12 protein-coding genes are annotated in these 20,069 nt (G+C 60.0%); all 12 read right to left on the bottom strand.

What is annotated here, in order from left to right; genetic code table 11:
• Window positions 1–4,374: an RHS repeat-associated core domain-containing protein gene (locus tag HU773_RS00355; RefSeq protein WP_217883913.1), complete on the bottom strand. Its 4,374-nt coding sequence runs from the start codon at window positions 4,372–4,374 to the stop codon at window positions 1–3.
• A 152-nt stretch (window positions 4,375–4,526) separates the two neighbouring features.
• Complete coding sequence (locus HU773_RS00350) at window positions 4,527–5,537, bottom strand: hypothetical protein (RefSeq protein ID WP_186626334.1); 1,011 nt, start codon at window positions 5,535–5,537, stop codon at window positions 4,527–4,529.
• 6 nt (window positions 5,538–5,543) lie between these two features.
• Window positions 5,544–5,738 carry a hypothetical protein gene (locus tag HU773_RS00345; protein WP_186626333.1) on the bottom strand — a complete coding sequence of 65 codons (195 nt, stop codon included), beginning with the start codon at window positions 5,736–5,738 and terminating at the stop codon, window positions 5,544–5,546.
• Between the two features lie 404 nt (window positions 5,739–6,142).
• Window positions 6,143–10,522: an RHS repeat-associated core domain-containing protein gene (locus HU773_RS00340; protein ID WP_225923826.1), complete on the bottom strand. Its 4,380-nt coding sequence runs from the start codon at window positions 10,520–10,522 to the stop codon at window positions 6,143–6,145.
• Window positions 10,523–10,534: 12 nt separating this feature from the next.
• Window positions 10,535–10,969, bottom strand: coding sequence for a DcrB-related protein (locus HU773_RS00335; RefSeq protein ID WP_057961029.1), 435 nt, complete (start codon window positions 10,967–10,969; stop codon window positions 10,535–10,537).
• Between the two features lie 15 nt (window positions 10,970–10,984).
• Window positions 10,985–12,925, bottom strand: a complete 1,941-nt coding sequence (locus tag HU773_RS00330) for a type VI secretion system Vgr family protein (RefSeq protein ID WP_057961028.1) — start codon at window positions 12,923–12,925, stop codon at window positions 10,985–10,987.
• 156 nt (window positions 12,926–13,081) lie between these two features.
• A complete protein-coding gene (gene tssH / locus HU773_RS00325) occupies window positions 13,082–15,745 on the bottom strand; it encodes a type VI secretion system ATPase TssH (RefSeq protein WP_057961027.1) in 2,664 nt (887 codons plus the stop codon).
• A complete protein-coding gene (gene tssG, locus HU773_RS00320; protein ID WP_057961026.1) occupies window positions 15,738–16,781 on the bottom strand; it encodes a type VI secretion system baseplate subunit TssG in 1,044 nt (347 codons plus the stop codon). The genes tssH and tssG overlap by 8 nt, the downstream gene beginning before the upstream one ends.
• Window positions 16,745–18,601 (bottom strand): type VI secretion system baseplate subunit TssF, encoded by a 1,857-nt coding sequence (gene tssF / locus HU773_RS00315; protein WP_057961025.1) that lies wholly within the window; start codon window positions 18,599–18,601, stop codon window positions 16,745–16,747. Before tssF ends, tssG begins: the two co-directional genes overlap by 37 nt.
• Complete coding sequence (gene tssE, locus HU773_RS00310; RefSeq protein ID WP_057440531.1) at window positions 18,598–19,113, bottom strand: type VI secretion system baseplate subunit TssE; 516 nt, start codon at window positions 19,111–19,113, stop codon at window positions 18,598–18,600. The genes tssF and tssE overlap by 4 nt, the downstream gene beginning before the upstream one ends.
• Window positions 19,107–19,553 carry a hypothetical protein gene (locus HU773_RS00305; protein ID WP_057440530.1) on the bottom strand — a complete coding sequence of 149 codons (447 nt, stop codon included), beginning with the start codon at window positions 19,551–19,553 and terminating at the stop codon, window positions 19,107–19,109. Before HU773_RS00305 ends, tssE begins: the two co-directional genes overlap by 7 nt.
• The gene (locus tag HU773_RS00300) at window positions 19,550–19,990 is read right to left on the bottom strand and encodes a type VI secretion system amidase effector protein Tae4 (protein WP_120734345.1); all 441 of its coding nucleotides are present in this window, start codon (window positions 19,988–19,990) and stop codon (window positions 19,550–19,552) included. Before HU773_RS00300 ends, HU773_RS00305 begins: the two co-directional genes overlap by 4 nt.
• Window positions 19,991–20,069: the final 79 nt, after the last annotated feature.

Raw genomic sequence — 20,069 nt, 5'->3', positions numbered from 1 at the left:
CTAACCTGTAATATCAATGCGGACCATTGTGCCATCGGCGCGCTTAATGTTGACGTGCGGTAGTTCACCGTGGCCTGTACCTTTCGGATCGTCGTGGCCATAAACACGACCTGTTTCTTTATTAATGGGGTAATCTTTTCTGTATCGTACTTTTCCATCTCTCTTTTTGAATTGGTCCATCTTGTTTTTCTTTCTTATACCTTGGGCGTCTTGCGATCCTATGCCTCTGACTTTTTGGCTGTTTGGAAATGCTTCTTTCAATAACTCGTTCGCTTCTTTTTTAGTTTTCACTTTTACGACGGTTTTTTGAGGGCCGTTACGCAGGGCGTCCACTTTCTTGGCGCAGGCTGCCAGGCCCAAGGGGTCTGACCACATGAATGGGTTGGGTGAGTAGGCATAGGTGTTTAGACCTCCCGCCAACCCAATCGGATCCGGCGTAGTAAACCGCCCCACATCCGGATCATAAAACCTGAACGTATTGAAATGCAGCCCCGTCTCCCGATCCAGGTACTGCCCCTGGAACCTCAGGTTCTGCTCTTCAATAAAGTAAGGCTCCCGCACCTCCTCCACGGTATTGCCCCACACCCGATAAGTCGCCTGCCACAGGGTGTGCCCATCAGCCTCGGTCAGTTGCTCCGGCAAGCCATTGAGGTCGTTGTGGTAATAGCGAATTTTTTGCAGCGCCCCGATGCCATCGACGCGGGCCAGGGGTTGGTAGCCTTCGTCTTCATAGAGGTAAAGGCTGGTCTGGCTGTGCTTTTGCTCCTGTAACAGGCGTAAACCGTCCCACATGAACTGGGTTTCGCCCAGTGGATAGCCATTGCTGTCATGTTCGGTTTTTCCGATGCGTCGGCCCAGCGGGTCGTAGGCCATGCGCACCACGCTGCCGCCTTCATTGCGCACTTCAATCAGCCGGCTTTCGGCGTCGTAGGCAAAGTATTGTACGCCACGGGCGCCGCTGCGTTTTTCGATCATCCGGCCAAAGGCATCGTAGCGGTAGCGTTTGTCCTGATAGGTCAGCAGCTTGTTATGCACCACCAGCCCGGCCCCGGACTGTGGGCCGTCCAGCAGATTGGCGGCGGCGTCGTAGGCGAAGGTTTCGCGCTGGCCGTGCAGGCTGTCTTGGCTTGCGATAATCCGGCCGGTGGCGTCGTAGTGCAGCAACTGGCGATGTTGAGCCGCGGGTTGATGGTCGAGTTTGCCGATCAGGTTGTCGGCGGGGTCGTACTCGAACTGCTTTTGCGCAGCTGCGGGCATCAACGATGGCTGGCTGTTAAGGCGGCGTTGGCGTGAGCGCAATCGACCGCTACGGTCGTATTCGCTGCGGGTGCTGATCTGGCCTTGGGTGCGCAGGACTTCGCGGTGCAGGCGGTCGCGCTCAAAGTCACTGATGAGTTGGCCGTCGAGGTTGATCTGGTGCAGATGGCCGCTGCCGTAGTACAGGCGGTTGAGCCAGCGGCCGTCCGGCAGTTGGCTCTGGATCAGGTTGCCGAGTTCATCGTAGTGGTGCTGCAGTTCGCCGGCCGAGCTGCGTTCGGTGAGCAATTGGCCAACCGCATCATAGGCAAAGCTCAAGGCTTGGGCATTGCCCTGCAGGTCGGTGAAGGACACGTCCGTAAGCTGGTCCAATGGATCGTAGGTGTAGTCGGTACGGCCATCTTCGGTGGTTTTGGCAATCAATCGGCCAACCGCATCGCGTTCCAGTCGATGCACGATGGGGGCGGGCGGCGTCTCGGGGACGACGGCCATGCCTGTGCCGTAAGGTGCCGCCAGGGCGGTCATGGTGGTGACGTTGTCCAGGCGGTCGTAGCTGTAGCGCTTGGCGCTGCCGTCGAGATCTTGCTGCTCCGTCAACCGATCCCCATCATCCCAGGCAAACCGATAACGTTCGCCGTTCTCGTTGATCAGCGCCTGCAGCCGACCAAAGCTGTCATACCCGAACTGCACCTGCCGGCCATGGGCGTCGGTGCGTTGGCGCACCTGGCCGCGACGGTTGTGTTGATAGTGTGTGGTGTGGCCGGCCGGGTCGGTGTAAGCCGTCAGTTGGCCGCTGATATCTCGCTGGTACTTCTCGCGACGACCGTCGGGTAATTGGCTGCTGAGCAGGCGGCCTTGGGCGTCATAGTGGAATTGGGTACGTTCGCCGAGGGCGTCGGTGATGACTTGCAAAAAGCCCTGTTCGTTGTAGCTGAACCGTGTCGGGTAACCCGAGCAGTCGATGTGCTCGAGCAGTTGCCCGAGCGGGTTCCAGCGCAGTTTTTTGCTTTTGCCCGTGGCGTCGATGATCTCGACGACTTGGCCATGGGCGTCATAGCGATAACGGGTGACATGGCCCAGCGGGTCAATGGCGACGGTGCAGTTGCCGCGCTGATCATAGCGGTAGCGCCAGCTGTTGCCGGCGGCGTCGGTTTGCACCAACGGCAGGGCCCAGTGCTCGAGCCATAACGTCGAGTCGCTGCGCCCCAGTGGGTCGGTTTCGCCGATGAGGTTGCCGGCCTCGTCGTAGCTGTATTCATAGCGGCCGCCGTGAGGGTCGGTGGCGTTGAGCAATTGACGCTCGTCGTTCCATTCGAACAGCCAGGTCTGGCCGAGGTTGTCACTGTAGCGGGTGATCTGGTGCTGGCTGTTCCAGTGCCGGGTGCTGACACGCTGCAAGCTGTCGGTAATGCGTGTGGTGCCGGCCAGCAGGTCATAGTCAAACCGGTAAGCATCGCCTTCATTGGTCCAGTGCTTGACCACCCGCCATTCCTGGCCATCCATCAGGGCCCACTCGTAAAAGCAGTGCAAGCCGGTGGGCAACTGGTGTTCCACCATGCGCTGCCTGGTGTCGTAGGCGAAGCGCCGTTGCACCTGGCCGCTGGCATCGCGTACCTCGGCCAGGTTGCCGATGGCGTCGTAACCATAGCTGACGAGCACTTCTCGGCGTTGATCGGGGTACACGCGCTCGATGCGGGTTACGTGGAGCGGGTCGCGGATCAGTTCGACCTGCACCAGGTCGAAGGTGTCGCGCAGCCGCACCAGGCTTCCGGCCTCGTCATAATCAAGGTAGATGCGGTTGTCGTTGCGGTCACCCAGTTGGCTCAGGCGCAATCGCGACGGGTTTGCCGGGGTGGCTTCGAACAGGCGATACACACCATCGTCGCTTTCAATCAGTAACGGCCCATCGCGGTGGCGCCGTACAGCAAGCCCTTCACCGGCACTGAACACCGCGCCGCCCAGTGGGATGGTGCCCATGTCGATGGGCCGGCCCTGTTCGTCGGTGTAGAGCAGGGTGTCGCCGCCTTCGGGGTGGGGCAGCACGTCGACGCACACTTCGTAGGGCACGCTCCAACCGGCGCCAAACAAGCTGCCTTGGCGTTCGTCGCGGCTGTTGTAGACGCGCTGCCAGTCAATCGGCAACAGGCCGGGCAGGACGAAATCCAGATCATCATCGCCGCCGAGCACCTTGGCCCCGGTGGCCGCATGTACCGGGTTCGACGAGCCCATGGCCGCGTTGGCCGCAGCACCCATGGCACTGCTGACGGCCATCGACACCGCCCCGCCAACCAGCATGCACGGCAATTTGCTGAAGAACTTGCCCTTGCCCCCCTTGAGCATCAGCAGCACTGTCACGGCCAGCCCGACCCCCGGGGTCTTGCCGCTGCGAATTTCGCGTACCACCACCGAACCGCCGCCGATGGTGACGTCGGAGGAGATCAGCCCGGAGGACACCACTTTCGCATCGCAGGTGCTGCGGTCACCGCTGCGTACCGCGGGCTGGCCGTTGATGGTCACCTTGGCCGAGCCTTCGGCCATGAACTGTGGCGGCATCGGTGGGTGCTTCATGCAAAGCACCAGGTCTTCGGGCTTGGTCTCTGTGCCTGGCGCAGGCGTAGCCACGGTGGGGCGCCACATCTGTGAGAAGAACTCGCCTGCCATGTCCAGGTAACTGGCTTCGGCTTCAGGCGCTTCTTCCGGCGCCTGCATTTCCAGCTCGGTGCCGGCCGGTGCCACATGGGACACAACCGCCCCGGCGGCACGGGCCGAGGGGATGTTATTGGTAAACGTGTCGAAGGAACCGGTGAGGATATTGGCCTGCACCGTCGGTGGGAACAGCGCGTTGCCGATGCCCTCGCATAAATTGCTCAGGCCCTTGTCGGCCCCGCTCTTGCTCATCGCAAGCCCCACGACCACGCCCACGACCGCGCCGAGGAGGAAGCACCCCAGCCCGCCCGTGACAACCGTGATCCCGGTGGCGGCGACTACTGCAGCGGTGGCCAGCGCCGTAATCGCGATGTTCGCCGCCACCTCCAGCACGCCGCCGAGAATATCGGCCATCATCGACGTGTGGTCCATGGCATCGCCCATTCGGGCGGCCCATAACGCGTCAGACATAGACTGCTCTGCTGAGCCAGTCGGTGTTTAGCAGGTTACCTTCCATAGTCACAGGATCCTTGTGTTTTAAGGCATACAGGTCAATGCGGTCCTCAGGCGCTTGATCAGGATAGGATCGCCCAGACAATCCAATGGCTTTGACGGCGTAGCGGCTATAGCGAATATAAAATGTTGTAGAACTCGGTTGGGCTATCGTTTATCGAGGAAAGATCGTGATCTGTCAGGATATTCCTGAAGCATTCTTTTTTGACAGACATTCGGCGAGAGACGATTGCTTGCACCAGTTTTTCGAACACGGCTTTATCACGGGTATGCTTTTTAAGTCTCAGTATTTCTTGAGGTTTGTTTTTAATAATATAAAAGGCGTAATTCATCAGGATGATGTTGGAAACAAAAAGATTATGTGTGGATTGAAGTGGGTTTACCGTATCAACGATAGCGTCAAATAACGTTTTCCTGTCGTTAGCGTAAGCATGCAGAAATACATCTGGATACATGAACTCGCTGTAGCAATCATTAAAGCGGAAACGATAATTCGTATCGTTGGGCTTTGTCAGTAGTGTAACGATACTTTTTTGGTAGTCTTTTAAGACGCTAAAAAGTACATTTTCTTTTCGGTCGTCGGCCTTGATTGCCTGATAAATAAGGTCAATAACATCCAGTAGGGGGGTTGGCCCTAAAATATCTGCATTTATTATCAGTTTATTGTTTTCGATGCTGAAACGCTTATAAATTTCGTCTTCAATGCTCAGCTCGAAAAGCAGGAATTTGAGTATGTGGTTTCTGAATTTTTCATTCGCATCGATCTGATTGTTTTTCAAAGTGATCAATTGAATTGTATAGAAGAAGATAAAGTAGTCTTTATTGGTCCGTTGACGGTTGTCTATTTCAAGTAAATAACCGAAGCGTGACAGGACTGACAGGAGGGCATAACAGTCCGGTTCTGTGAAACCGAGCTTCGACATGGCTTTTTCGAAGGTACTGATGGAAAACAGGTCATGCCAGCGGCTCACATAAAGCGTAGTCCCGTTGAGCTTTCTGGCGGCGACAGAGAGTAGAGAAGGCTCATCTTCTTGGTAAAAAACATCACCGAACTCTGTCGGGCATGGCCGGATGTTCAGGAAATTTTCAAGCTTGTATGAAAGGAGATTGAACAGGTCCATTTTCCGCTATCCGCATGTCTTCCACTTTCCGTTCGGGCCTTTTTTCTCGACTCGAAAGGAGGTAATGGTTTTATTGAATTTGTCGAGCAACCGGTTACCGATTCCTTTTGCCTTGGGTTCATTCGTTTTTGACAGCACGCCATCATTCAGCCCTGTCTCTTTATAGTCAACGTCAGAAATATCCTTATGATTGTTGAGCATGCTGACCCCTTCATTGTTGACTGTGGCCACTACCCGATACTGTAATTTTTCGGGGTTGGCTCTAAATAAATCTGCCCCCTTATTTTTCACCTAGTATAAGCTGCGCACAAAAAATCTCAGTGAAGACTTCCAAGTGGGAGTGTTGATTTTTTCAAAATAAAGTTTTAGATCGGTTGTGCTTTCCTTTACATAAAAAATATCTGATAGTTGTTGCGTTTGTCGACCTAGATGATCAAATAAATAGAATGTTAAAATACTGGATTTTTGTGTTTTTGGGTTGTTTATTTTCCAGGTTATCTGGTCGTCACTTGTCTGAAATATATCAGTGGCGCTAACCGGGTTTGATATTTCCCAGCCGGCCTGTTCCAAGGCCTCTTTCAATTCAACCATACGTGCCCGAGTCACTATAAACTCTCCCAGAATCCCTTTTGAGGCGTCACACCGCTACGGCTAAGGCCATGAGTGATATCCGCTTTATTCATACTGGCCCCCCCCTTCTGCCAAGTATCTATAGAGAGTATTTGACCCTTTTTATCAGTAATGGTCACGCTATAAGCGTCCTCTCCTGTTTTCCGGACGTGGTATCGCGCATCCGGTGCTTTGCCTCCTCCTTTAAGGGCTTTCCCGTGGGTGATATTTTTTATACCGCGTTTGAGATACTGCGTAGGTGACAGATTGGAGTGGCGACGAGCATGGTCTTTCAGGCCCGAATCATTCTTTTTGAAGGAACGCCTACTCTTCCACGACGCCCCGCAGGATTTTAATCCCAGGGGATCGATCCAACCTAAGGTGTTGGGCGCATATTGATAGCTGTTGATTCCTCCCGCTAGATCAATCGGATCTGGCGTAATAAACCGCCCCACATCCGGATCATAAAACCTGAACGTATTAAAATGCAGCCCCGTCTCCCGGTCCAGATACTGCCCCTGAAACCGCAGGTTCTGCTCTTCAATGTAGTAGGGCTCGCGCACCTCCTCGACTGTGTTGCCCCACACCCGATAAGTCGCTCGCCATACATCATGCCCGTCGGCCTCGGTCAACTGCTCCGGCAAGCCGTTCAGGTCGTTGTGGTAATAACGAATTTTTTGCAGCGGTCCGGCACCGTCGACGCGGGCCAGGGGTTGGTAGCCTTCATCTTCATAGACGTACAGGCTGGACTGGCTGTGTTTATGCTCCTGCAATAAACGCAGCCCGTCCCACATGAACCGGGTTTCGCCCAGTGGGTACCCATCACTGCCATGTTCGGTTTTCTCAACCCGCCGTCCCAGCGGGTCATACGCCATCCTGACTACACTGCCGTTTTCATTGTGCACTTCAACCAGTCGACTTTCCGCGTCATACGCAAACCGCTGCACACCACGCTTGGCGCTGCGCTTTTCGATCATCCGCCCAAACGCATCGTAGCGATAACGCTTGTCTTGATAAGTCAGCAGCTTGTTATGCACCACCAGCCCGGCGCCTGCCTGTGGGCCGTCCAGCAGATTGGCGGCGGCGTCGTAGGCGAAGGTTTCGCGCTGGCCGTGCAGGCTGTCTTGGCTTGCGATAATCCGGCCGGTGGCGTCGTAGTGCAGCAACTGGCGATGTTGAGCCGCGGGTTGATGGTCGAGTTTGCCGATCAGGTTGTCGGCGGGGTCGTACTCGAACTGCTTTTGCGCAGCTGCGGGCATCAACGATGGCTGGCTGTTAAGGCGGCGTTGGCGTGAGCGCAATCGACCGCTACGGTCGTATTCGCTTCGGGTGCTGAGCTGGCCTTGGGTGCGCAGTACTTCGCGGTGCAGGCGGTCGCGCTCGAAGTCGCTGATGACCTGGCCGTCGAGGTTGATTTGATGCAGGTGGCCGCTGCCGTAGTACAGGCGGTTGAGCCAGCGGCCGTCCGGCAGTTGGGTCTGGATCAGGTTGCCGAGTTCGTCGTAATGGTGTTGCAGGTTGCCACTGGTACTCTGTTCGCCAAGCAACTGGCCGACAGCGTCGTAGGCGAAAGCCAAGGCTTGGGTTTTGCCCTGCAAGTCGGTGAAGGTGACGGCTGTGAGCTGATCGACTGCATCGTAGCTGTAGTCGGTGCGGCCATCGTCGGTGGTTTTGGCGACCAGTCGGCCGACCGCATCGCGCTCCAGTCGGTGAACGATGGGCGCCGGCAGCGTCTCCGGGACCACCGCCAGGCCATTGCCGTAAGGCGCTGGAATCGCAGTCACCGCCGTGATGTTGTCGAGTAAGTCGTAGTCGTAGCGCTTGGCGCTGCCATCGAGGTCTTGCTGTTCAGTCAGCCGATCCCCTGCGTCCCACGCAAACCGATAGCTTTCACCGTTCTCATTGACCAGCGCTTGCAGCCGCCCGTAGCTGTCATAGCCGAACTGCACCTGCCGGCCATGGGCGTCTGTGCGCTGGCGCACCTGGCCACGCCGGTTGTTTTGATAGAGCGTGGTGTGCCCGGCGGGGTCGGTATAGCCCACCAACTGCCCACTGGCATCGCGCTGGTATTGCTCGGTGCGGCCATCCGGCAATTGGCTGCTGAGCAAGCGCCCCTGTGCGTCATAACTGAACTGCGTGCGTTCACCGAGGGCATCGGTGATGACCTGCAAATAGCCCCGCTCGTCGTAGCTGAAACGCGTCGGGTAGCCCGAGCAGTCGATATGCTCGACTAACTGCCCAAACGGGTTCCAGCGCAGCTTTTTGCTTTTTCCGGTGGCGTCGATGATCTCGACGACTTGGCCGTGTGCGTCATAGCGGTAACGGGTGATATAGCCCAGCGGATCGGTCTCGGCGATGCAGTTGCCGCGCTGATCATAGCGATACTGCCAGCTGTTGTCGGCAGCGTCGGTTTCCACCAGCGGCAGCGCCCAGTGTTCCAGCCACAAGGTGGAATCGCTGCGGCCCAACGGGTCGGTCTCGCCGATCAGGTTGCCGCTCTCGTCGTAGCTGTAGGCATAACGCCCACCCTGTGGATCGGTGGCGTTGAGTAATTGGCGCTCATCGTTCCATTCGAACAGCCAGGTCTGGCCGAGGTTGTCGCTGTACTGAATGATCTGGTGCTGAGTGTTCCAGTGACGGATGCTGACGCGCTGCAAGCCATCGGTGATGCGTGTGGTGCCGGCTTGCAGGTCATAGTCGAATTGGTAGGTGTCGCCCTCATCGGTCCAGTGCCGCACCACTCGCCACTCCAGGCCTTCAATCAACGCCCAGTCATAGAAGCAGCGCAATCCTGTCGGCAACTGGTGCTCGACCATACGGCGCCCGGAATCATAGGCAAAACGCCGTTGTACCTGGCCGGTTGCGTCGCGCACCTGCGTCAGGTTATCCGCAGCGTCATAGTCATAGCTGACCAGCACTTCACGGCGTTGATCCGGGTACAAGCGTTCGATGTGGGTCAGATGGCCTTGATCACGGATCAGCTCAACCTGCACGAGATCAAACGTATCGCGCAGACGAACCAGGCATCCGGCATCGTCGTAGTCGAGATGGATGCGGTTGTCATTGCGATCACCGAGCTGGCTCAGGCGCAATCGCGACGGATTTGCTGGTGCAGGTTCGAACAGGCGGTAAACGCCGTCATCGCTTTCTATCAGCAAATGCCCATTGAGGTGTCGCCGCACCGCCAGCCCTTCACCGGCGCTGAACACCGCGGCGCCCAAGGCAATCGAGCCCATGTCGATAGGCCGGCCCTGTTCATCGGTGTAGACAAGCGTGTCGCCGCCTTCGGGGTGGGGCAGCACGTCGACGCACATTTCGTAGGGCACGCTCCAACCGGCGCCAAACAAGCTGCCTTGGCGTTCGTCGCGGCTGTTGTAGATGCGTTGCCAGTCAATCGGCAACAGGCCGGGCAGGACGAAATCCAGATCGTCATCGCCGCCGAGCACCTTGGCCCCGGTGGCCGCATGTACCGGGTTCGACGAGCCCATGGCCGCGTTGGCCGCAGCACCCATGGCACTGCTGACGGCCATCGACACCGCCCCGCCAACCAGCATGCACGGCAATTTGCTGAAGAACTTGCCCTTGCCCCCCTTGAGCATCAGCAGCACTGTCACGGCCAGCCCGACCCCCGGGGTCTTGCCGCTGCGAATTTCGCGTACCACCACCGAACCGCCGCCGATGGTGACGTCGGAGGAGATCAGCCCGGAGGACACCACTTTCGCATCGCAGGTGCTGCGGTCACCGCTGCGTACCGCGGGCTGGCCGTTGATGGTCACCTTGGCCGAGCCTTCGGCCATGAACTGTGGCGGCATCGGTGGGTGCTTCGTGCAAAGCACCAGGTCTTCGGGCTTGGTCTCTGTGCCTGGCGCAGGCGTAGCCACGGTGGGGCGCCACATCTGTGAGAAGAACTCGCCTGCCATGTCCAGGTAACTGGCTTCGGCTTCAGGCGCTTCTTCCGGCGCCTGCATTTCCAGCTCGGTGCCGGCCGGTGCCACATGGGACACAACCGCCCCGGCGGCACGGGCCGAGGGGATGTTATTGGTAAACGTGTCGAAGGAACCGGTGAGGATATTGGCCTGCACCGTCGGTGGGAACAGCGCGTTGCCGATGCCCTCGCATAAATTGCTCAGGCCCTTGTCGGCCCCGCTCTTGCTCATCGCAAGCCCCACGACCACGCCCACGACCGCGCCGAGGAGGAAGCACCCCAGCCCGCCCGTGACAACCGTGATCCCGGTGGCGGCGACTACTGCAGCGGTGGCCAGCGCCGTAATCGCGATGTTCGCCGCCACCTCCAGCACGCCGCCGAGAATGTCGGCCATCATCGACGTGTGGTCCATGGCATCGCCCATTCGGGCGGCCCATAACGCGTCAGACATGCAGGATGCCCATCACGCAGGCACGTCGAACGACAACGAGTTTTTGATGATCGCCCAATGCGCCGCCTCGGCATCACCAAGCTTGTCGGCCTTCACATAACTCAAGGCAAGCATCTTGCGCGTCCCCGGCAACACCAGGGCCAACTGGTACTGGAACACCTTGTCGTTGCCCTTGTTGAACTGGCTGCACAGCTCGATCCCTTCGACCTCCTGGGCGGCGCCCAGGCGTACCGGCACGCTGGGCAGGCAGCGCAGGTCCTGCACCTGTTTTTCCAGGCGCTTGAGCTGGTCGTCGAAGTTGCTGTGCAAGGTTTCGCCTTCCGCCAGCAAGCTGCGGCTGACGATCAGCGAAGTCCCCAGTTCCGGGAACTTGAGGATATTGATCGTCGCGTCCTGCAGCTCGCCGGCGGGCAGTTGAAACTGGAATTCGTTGATGCGGTACGTCATGGCAAACAGGTCTCGTCAGGAGCTTTTAGGCGCGGGGAACGCGGCTTTGATATTGGCGTCGATGCTGGTTTTTATGCCTTGGCCATCCGGTGTGGCGCCAGGCCCGCCGCCGTTGTTGAGGTGCAGCACGCCGCCGGTGTTGAATTCGGCGTCGCCGCTGGCGTAGAAGCTGATTTGCACGCCAGTGAGGTTGATCTGCCCGCTGGCGTTCAACTCGAGGATGCTTTCCCCGCACACCAGGCGCAGGTTTTCGCCGACCTCGATGACATAGCTCTGGCTGATGCTGTCGGTCTTCTTCTGGCCAACGGAGAGCACGTCTTCCTGCTTGACGATGCGCAGGCGGTTATTGCCAATGGTCACCGTCTCGTTATGCCCAATGCTCTTGTTGCGGTCATGCCCCACCGAGTGGCTTTCATCCACCTCCACCACGATGTCCTGATTGCGCTCGGCATGGATGTACAGCTGCTCCAGGCCCTTCTTGTCCTCCATGCGGATTTCATTGAAGTTCGCCGGGCTGCCGCCCTTGCTGGAGCGGCTTTTCATCCCGCTCTGGGTGGCGTTTTCCGGCAGGTCGTAGGGCACCGTCTGTTCGGCGTTGTACACCCGCCCGGTAATGATCGGCCGGTCCGGGTCGCCCTCAAGGAAGCTCACAATCACTTCCTGGCCGATGCGCGGGATCTGCATCGAACCCCAGTTTTTGCCGGCCCAGGATTGCGACACGCGAATCCAGCAGGAGCTGTTTTCGTTGGACTGATCGTGGCGGTCCCAATAGAAATGCACCTTTACCCGGCCATACTGGTCGGTCCAGATTTCCTCGCCCTTGGGCCCGACCACCAGTGCGGTCTGCGGGCCTTTGACGATGGGCCGGTGGGTGTTGGCCAGCGGGCGGAAGCTCTGTTGAGCGTCGATGCAGGTCAGGCTGCTGTCGAACTGCGCCGACGCCGCGCCGCCTCCGGATTCCAGGCGCTCCTGGGTGATGTAGTAGCGCGCGCCGAGGATCAGGTACTCGCGGTTCTGGTCGCGGCGGCTGAAGCCGGTGAGGCTGAACAGATGGCCGGAGCCCAGGCCCCGGGCGTTGCCGCTGAACTCCACTTGTTCGTGCAGGGTTTGCAGGGCTTCGATACGGGTGCGTGCGTAGTGTTCGCCGTCTTCGCTTTTGACGTAGGTGCCGGGGTAGTCGTACAGCGGATAGTCGCCAGCGGTGTGCGGGCGCGGCATGGCCGAGCGCACGTCGATGCTGGCGCTGGGGCGCTGAAAGTCGTAGTCGTTGAGCTCAAGGGAACCGGGCTGGACTTGCTGCACCAGGTGCCAGTTGTGCATATGGTCGCGTTCGCGCTGCTGCTCGTCCTTGGGGTAGTAGGGCACCGAGGTGTAGCCGGGCACCGTGGCGTGGGCGCCATAGGCGTCGGCCAGCACCAGCACGTGGCGGTCCTGCTCGTGACGGAAGAAGTAGTAGATGCCTTCCTGTTCCATCAGGCGGCTGACGAAATCGAAGCTGGTCTCGCGGTACTGCACGCAGTATTCCCACTCGCGATACGGTCGGCTCAGGGCATCTTCGAAGTCGGAAAAGCCCAGGTCGCGGAACACCTGCTTGATGATCTGCGGGATGCTCAGGTTCTGGAAAATCCGGCAGTCGGAGGTGCGGCTCAGCAGCCATAACCACGGGCGCAGGGTCACCTGGTAACTGGCGAACTGGCCCTGGTCGATGTTCTGGCTGCAGCGTGCGACGAGCCCATGGAAATACCGCTCGCCGCCATCCGCCAGTTGCAGGCTGACGCTCATCGGCTTGCCCAGCAACTGGTTGAGATCGATATTGGCGTCCAGCGAGTTCAGTTGCAGCTCGTAGCTGAACAGCCGCCCCAACTCTTCGTCACCGCCCATTTCATTGAGCAGCAGCACATCCGGCCCCAGGGGGCTGGTGATCTTGGCCAGGCGTGAGGCTTGGTTGAAAAGCATCGGTTGTCCCGTAAGTGTCTTAATAACTGAAGAAACCGAATCCGATGTGGGAGCGGGCTTGCTCGCGAATGCGGTGTATCAGTTGATACATCCGGCGACTGACTCACCGTATTCGCGAGCAAGCCCGCTCCCACATTTGGATTGCACTTCGTCAGGTTATTCGGTGTCGCTGAAGGTGTAGTGCAATTCGTTATCCCGCGTGCCGATCCGCACCCCCGCCAGTGCCTTACCTTCGAGCATGCGCGTGAGGAACTCGCGGCTCATGTCCGGCAGCAGGCTGTTGGTGAGGATGGTGTCGATCATCCGCCCGCCGCTTTCGGTTTCGGTGCAGCGCGAGACGATCAGGTCGATCACCGCGTCGTCGTAGTCGAACGCGACTTTGTGGGTGTTCTCTACACGCTTCTTGATGCGGTCCAGTTGCAGGCGGGTGATCGCCTTGAGCATCACGTCGCTGAGTGGGTAATACGGAATCGTCACCAGGCGCCCGAGCAGGGCCGGCGGGAAGATTTCCAGTAGTGGCTGGCGCAGGGCCTTGGCGATGTCCTCCGGGTCGGGCACGTTTGCCGGGTCTTTGCAGACGTGGGAAATCAGCTCGGTGCCGGCGTTGGTGGTCAGCAGGATCAAGGTGTTCTTGAAGTCGATCACCCGGCCTTCGCCGTCCTCCATCACGCCCTTGTCGAAGACCTGGAAGAAAATCTCATGCACGTCCGGGTGAGCCTTTTCCACTTCGTCCAGCAGCACCACGCTGTAGGGTTTGCGCCGCACGGCTTCGGTCAGCACGCCGCCTTCGCCATAACCGATATAGCCCGGTGGCGCACCTTTGAGGGTCGACACGGTATGGGCTTCCTGGAACTCGCTCATGTTGATGGTGATCACGTTCTGCTCGCCGCCGTACATGGCTTCGGCCAGGGCCAGGGCGGTTTCGGTCTTGCCCACGCCGGAGGTGCCGGCCAGCATGAACACGCCAATCGGCTTGCTCGGGTTGTCGAGGCCGGCGCGGGAGGTCTGGATGCGCTTGGCGATCATCTGCAACGCGTGGTCCTGGCCGATGATGCGTTTCTTCAGGTGCTGGTCGAGGTTGAGCACCGTCTCCAGTTCATTGCGCGCCATACGGCCCACCGGGATGCCGGTCCAGTCGGCAACCACCGAGGCCACGGCCTGGTAATCCACGGTCGGCAGGATCAGCGGGGTTTCGCCTTGCAGGGCGCTGAGGCGCTGTTGCAGGTCCACCAGTTGTGCGCGCAACTCGTCGTTGCCGCTGTCGACAGCGCCAGCCTTCTCGCGCAGGGTCGCCCGGGTGGCGAGCAGCTCGTCCACCAGGGTTTTCTCGTCGGCCCAGCGGCTTTCCAGCGTTGCCAGGCGCTCGCGCTCGGCGCTCAGCAAGGCTTCGCTATTGCTCTGGCGTGCACCAATGGCGATGCCGATCGCATGCTCACGGGCGATGATTTGCAGCTCGGTTTCCAGGGCTTCGATACGGCGGCGACTGTCGTCCACCTCGGCCGGCACTGCGTGGAGGCTGATGGCGACGCGGGCGCAGGCGGTGTCCAGCAGGCTCACCGATTTATCCGGCAACTGGCGTGCCGGGATATAGCGGTGGGACAGCTTCACCGAGGCTTCCAGGGCTTCATCGAGGATCTGCACCTGGTGGTGTTTTTCCATGGTCGAGGCCACGCCGCGCATCATCAGCAGCGCCTTGTCTTCCGACGGCTCGGCCACTTGCACTACCTGGAAGCGGCGGGTCAGGGCCGGGTCTTTCTCGATGTGCTTCTTGTACTCGGCCCAGGTGGTGGCCGCCACCGTGCGCAAGGTGCCACGGGCCAGGGCCGGCTTGAGCAGGTTGGCTGCATCACCGGTGCCGGCGGCGCCACCGGCACCGACCAGGGTGTGGGCTTCGTCGATAAACAGGATGATCGGTTTTGGCGAGGCCTGGACGTCTTCGATGACCTGGCGCAGGCGCTGTTCGAATTCGCCTTTCATGCTGGCGCCAGCTTGCAGCAGGCCCACATCCAGGCTGCGCAGTTCTACGTCCTTCAACGCCGGCGGCACGTCGCCGGCGACGATGCGCAGGGCAAAACCTTCGACCACCGCCGTCTTGCCCACCCCGGCCTCACCGGTGAGGATCGGGTTGTTCTGGCGTCGACGCATCAGGATATCCACCAGTTGCCGAATTTCTTCGTCACGCCCCACGATCGGGTCGAGCTTGCCGCTGCGCGCCTGCTCGGTGAGGTCAACGGTGAAACGCTTGAGAGCTTCCTGCTTGCCCATGGCACTCGGCGCCATGGCGCCGCTGGCTTCGCCCGGCACGGCACCGGCGTTGAAACCGTCACTGGCGCTCAGGGCGTTTTCCGGCGAATCACCGACATATTCATCAAAGCGCTCGCTCAGGGCCTCGGCCTTGATCTTGTCGAACTCCCCCGACAAACCCAGCAGCGCATGCCGCAGGCTCGGCGTCTTCAGAATGCCCAGCACCAGGTAGCCGGTACGCACCTGGCTTTCGCCAAACATCAGGCTGCCGTACACCCAGCCGCGCTCTACTGCTTCTTCCACGTGGGACGACAGGTCGGTGATCGAGGTCGAGCCACGGGGCAGGCGGTCCAGGGCTTCGGTGAGGTCGCGGGCCAGGCGCGCCGGCTCGACGTTGAACTGGCGGATGATGCGATGCAGGTCCGAGTCCTGCAGTTGCAGCAACTGGTGAAACCAGTGGGCCAGCTCCACGTAGGGGTTACCGCGCAATTTGCAGAACACCGTGGCGGCTTCGATGGCCTTGTAGGCCACGCTGTTGAGTTTGCCGAACAGTGCGGCGCGACTGATTTCACCCATGCTCTGAATTCCTTGAGGTGGTGGCCTGATCGGCGTAATGCCGGGCCAGGATTAGGTCGTTGGCGTCGTGCCCGGGTTGGCCGAGCCACGTGTTGAAGCCCAGGCGGAACTGGCCGTTGAGTTGCAGCGCCGGGACTTCGGGTTGTTGCAGAACCAGGTTCAAGTCCCAGTCCAGTTCATGGCCCAGGTATTCGGCAACCCAGGCCACAAGCTCGTTGAACGGCTGGCTGCCGGGCAACATGCCCATGTAGTCGTCCAGCATGAGCGGGCCCAGGCGGATGCGAAATTTATGCTGGCGGTCCCACACATGGCTGCCCAGGCAGAAGTCCACGCCCAACTGATTGGCGCTGACGCTGACCCGGCTGCGCTCTGGCAGCTCCAGCCATTGGCCGACGTACTCTTCAATCTCCACCGGCAGGCCGAAATACTCGCCGAGAATCGCCTTCAGGCCGTCCGGGTAGCGGGTTTGTGCCGAGAGGTGGCCGCTGTAATGCAGCTTTGCGGTGTCGGGGATCAGGCCCTGGTCGAGCAGGCTGGGCATGCCCCGGCCACTCAAGGCGGCGAGGCGTGCGGACCAGTAATCATCGTCGGGCCGATCATGGCTGACGGTCGGCCGCGCTTCGGCCCAGGCCCGGTAGAACAGGGTCAGCAGGCGGTGGTGGAACACATCAAGGAAGCGCTTGCTGGTGCTGTCGGCGTTGTTGCGCTGGCGTTCGCGCACGTATTCGGTGATGTGCAGCGGCAGCGGACCATTGGGGCCGCCGAGGCCAAAAAAGAACTGCTCCAGGCGCGCAGGCGTGCCGTCGGCGCCGGGCGCTACCGACGCCAGGGTGGCCGGGGCGAAGGTGCAATCGGCCTGTTGTCCGAGGCGCAACGGGTCATCGGCCAGGCGCAGGGAATGGCCCAGGCGCGGCAAGTCTGGCGATTCGCACTCGATACGGCGCAGCGCCTGGAAGAAGTCATATTCCCAGGGCTCCTGGTGCATCGCCTCCAGGGTACTCACAGGGTCGGACGACGTCCGGGCTTGGCTTTCCATCGCATGATCTCGCCGCGTTCGGTGGTACGGATCACCGTCTCGGTAAAACTGTTGATCGACACATAACGCGCCAGGAACCGTTCCAGTACCGCACCGAGCAGGAACACGCCGGTGCCGCGAAACGCGTTTTCATCAAATTCCAGGGTGATCTCCAGGCCACGACCAAACACGATCGGGCCGGGCATCGGCAGGCGGCGGGTCACCGCTTTGCTGCTGACCTCGCGCAGGCCTTCGATCTGCAGTTGCAGGGCGGCGTCGTTGCTGTCGCCATACAGGCGCAGCAGTTCACGCAACGCGGCGGCGCCCTGGCCCTCGCTGAGGGACAGGTAGTTGAGCGACAACTGGCTGATCAGCCGCCAGGCCTTGGCATCATGGGCGTGGCTGGCGCGCGGACGGCTGGGTCCGGCGACGCAGCGCACGGCCAGCACCGGGGCGCTGTCGGACAGGGTGAAGTCAGTCTTGCCGTTGCCCACACTCATGAACAGCGGCAGGTCGCGGTTGGTGCACAGCGCGGTCACGCCCAGTTGGCGCAGGTCGTGGCGGTAGGGCGCCTGCTGACTGTCGACCAGGCTGACAAAGGTCTCGCTGCCCACATACGTGGAGCGCGGGCCATTGCGCCGCTGGTCGCTGGATAGCACGCGCGGCTCGCGGCGCACGCTGTAATAACTCTGGTCGCGGCCGTAGCGCGACGGATCGCGCACGGCGTAGAACGGCAAAAAGGCTTGTTCCGGCCCGGTGCCATGGCCGGTGATGCCGCTCAGGGAGTGAATCTCGAAGTCCATGGGCCGGGTGCGGTCGGCAATCACATGGTGCTCGTTGACCCGTTCGGACAGGTGAATCCGGTCCACGCGCTTGGGGAACAGGTTGATCGCCGGGGTGCAGAACGGCACGAATTGCGCGGCCCCCACACTGCCTTCCAGGCTCGGGTCGTGGCGGTCGAACAGCACGATCAACTCCAACTCCTGGCCATCGCAGCGTCGTACCGCGCGGCTCAGTTCAGCGAACTCGACGAACAGGTAGCGATGGGGCAGGGCGAAGTATTCCTGCAACAGGCGATAACCCTGGAACGCCCGCGATACCACTGGCATCGCCGCCTCGGCGTCGTCGAACCCGCGCGGACGCAGTGCGTCCTGTGGCAGACGCTCCACCCAGTCACCGCCGGGCTGGCGCGCAAACACCGCGCAAACATTGCCGAGCAACTGCTCGTAGAGGCGGAACGGTTGCTCATCGGCGCCGCTCAGGTACAGCGGCAGGCTGTCCAGGGCCAGGCTGTTGAAGGGCAGCTCGGCGCCGGTACGCAAGGTCAGGCGCAAACCGGCCTTGGCCTTGGGTTCGCTGGCGGCCAGGCGCCCGAGCACGGCGGACGGGTTGCCGAAGTAATCGGCCTGGCTGACCTGCAACGGCCACAGCATCACTGGGTGCGCGGTGCGGTACTCGCAGCAGGTCTGGGTTTCGCGGCCCAGGGCGGCACGCAATACGGTGTCGCGAGGCAGTGGAAAGCCGCTGGCCAGGGAGCCCTCATCGGGATCGGCCTGCAGCTGCACCACGGTCATCGACGGGGTCGGCGCCAGGTAGTGCGGGTAGGCGATTTCCAGCAGATTGTGGGTGAAGGTCGGGTACTCGGCATCGAGCTTGAGCTGCACCCGGGCGGTGAGATAAGCGAAGCCTTCGAGCAAACGCTCGACGTACGGGTCGGCGCAGTCCATGCCGGACAGGGTCAGCCGGCTGGCGATCTTCGGGTATTCCTTGGCGAACTCCGCAGCGCTCTCGCGCACATGGTGCAGTTCCTGGTTGTACAGCTCCAGCAGGCGCGGGTTCATGGGCGTCTCCGCTGGTCGGCATTGACCACGCGTACATGGCCGGACTCCAGGTCCAGGTCGGTCTGCAGCAGCAGGCGCAAGGGCACCGGCTGCGCCCACAGGTCGCCTTCGATCTCGAAACTCAGGGCGTTGTGATTCATCTCGCCATGGGCCACGCGCGCCTTGACCCGCAGGGTGTGGCGCAGGATGCGCGGCTCGAAGGTGGCAATCGCCTGGTAGATCAGGGCTTCCAGAGCATTGATATCGACACTCGATGCACTGTTGCCCGCCAGCGCCGGCAGGCCGTAATTAATCACCGACGTCCCCGCCGGGGTGTGCAACGTGGCATCGGCGCTGAGCAGCGACGTGGTATTGAGCAGCCACGCCAGGTCCCGCAGCACCGAGGCTTTGAGCTGGGTCAGGGACAGCACGCGCTTGTCCGCGCTTTCCTTGGGATTGCTCGGCTCGTCGTCGGTCAACCGGTCCAACAGGGACGGTTGCAGGCGGTCGCGGGTGGCGATTTCGGTTACCACGTAAAAAATGCCACGAAGTTTTTCTGGTCCATAGCACCAAGCAAACAATGACCGCTTTCGGCAACCATAGACGCCTCCAAGCGACCCTCAATATGTCTGATGGCCTGATACTGAGAGCGACACTCCTGGCTCGGTGCAGGTTCTGGTGCAAAGTGCTGCACAATGATGATCTGTGCATTGTTAAAACTCTCGACCCTTGGTTGGCCATTGCGGTCGATGCTCAGATGGCAAGGCCAAGGCATATCCAGAGTCAACAGGCTCTGGTCGGGCTTACGCAATGCACAGCGTTGTGCATGACTTTCCAAGGTCAGTCGTTGACCTCCAACCACCACCTCGGGGTTGGATTGGGTGGCGTCGATTTGTTCAGCTTGCTCCGCACAGGCATTCAGGCTCAACAGCACGCTCATTGACAGTATGCATTGCAGGGTGCGTGTGATCATTTCAACTCCCAGAACCAGACCTGTCGGGATCGGTGCGCCTGGTCGGCAAAGTCACCCGTTACTGAGCCTCGGTTCCATAGGTCAATATGGTCGCCGGTACGTGCTTCCAGAGATTGTCCCATCCGGGCAAAACAATCTTTGAAGAAAATAATCCCGGTTTTTTGGTAAAGCGTACGACGGTCCTCGGCGCTGCCCGTAAGAATGGTTGGGCGACCGAGATGATGACGCCACAGCCAGTTAGCCAATGACTCCGCGCCTCGGGCGTGGTCATGCGCGCACTTGGGTTCGCTATAGGTCGATTTGTTTACCTTGATGGTTTTTTCGGCGTTAAGCGTGATGCTCATACGGATGGCGCATTGATTGTCCCAAGGGCCGTCGCAGGGTGTTGGCGTTGTGGGGTAGTTTGCCCACAAATTAATAAACGAAGGTTTGGCCATGACTCAGACACCGAAAAGAGGAAGGTCGAAATTCGAGCAAGCACCAAAATCCCCCGGCGTGTGGCGCCGGGGGGCTTCG

The organism is Pseudomonas shahriarae (assembly GCF_014268455.2).
Taxonomy (GTDB): Bacteria; Pseudomonadota; Gammaproteobacteria; order Pseudomonadales; family Pseudomonadaceae; genus Aquipseudomonas; species Aquipseudomonas shahriarae.
The sequence above is the reverse complement of the archived record's forward strand: the minus strand, read 5'-3'. Positions and strand labels throughout refer to the sequence as shown.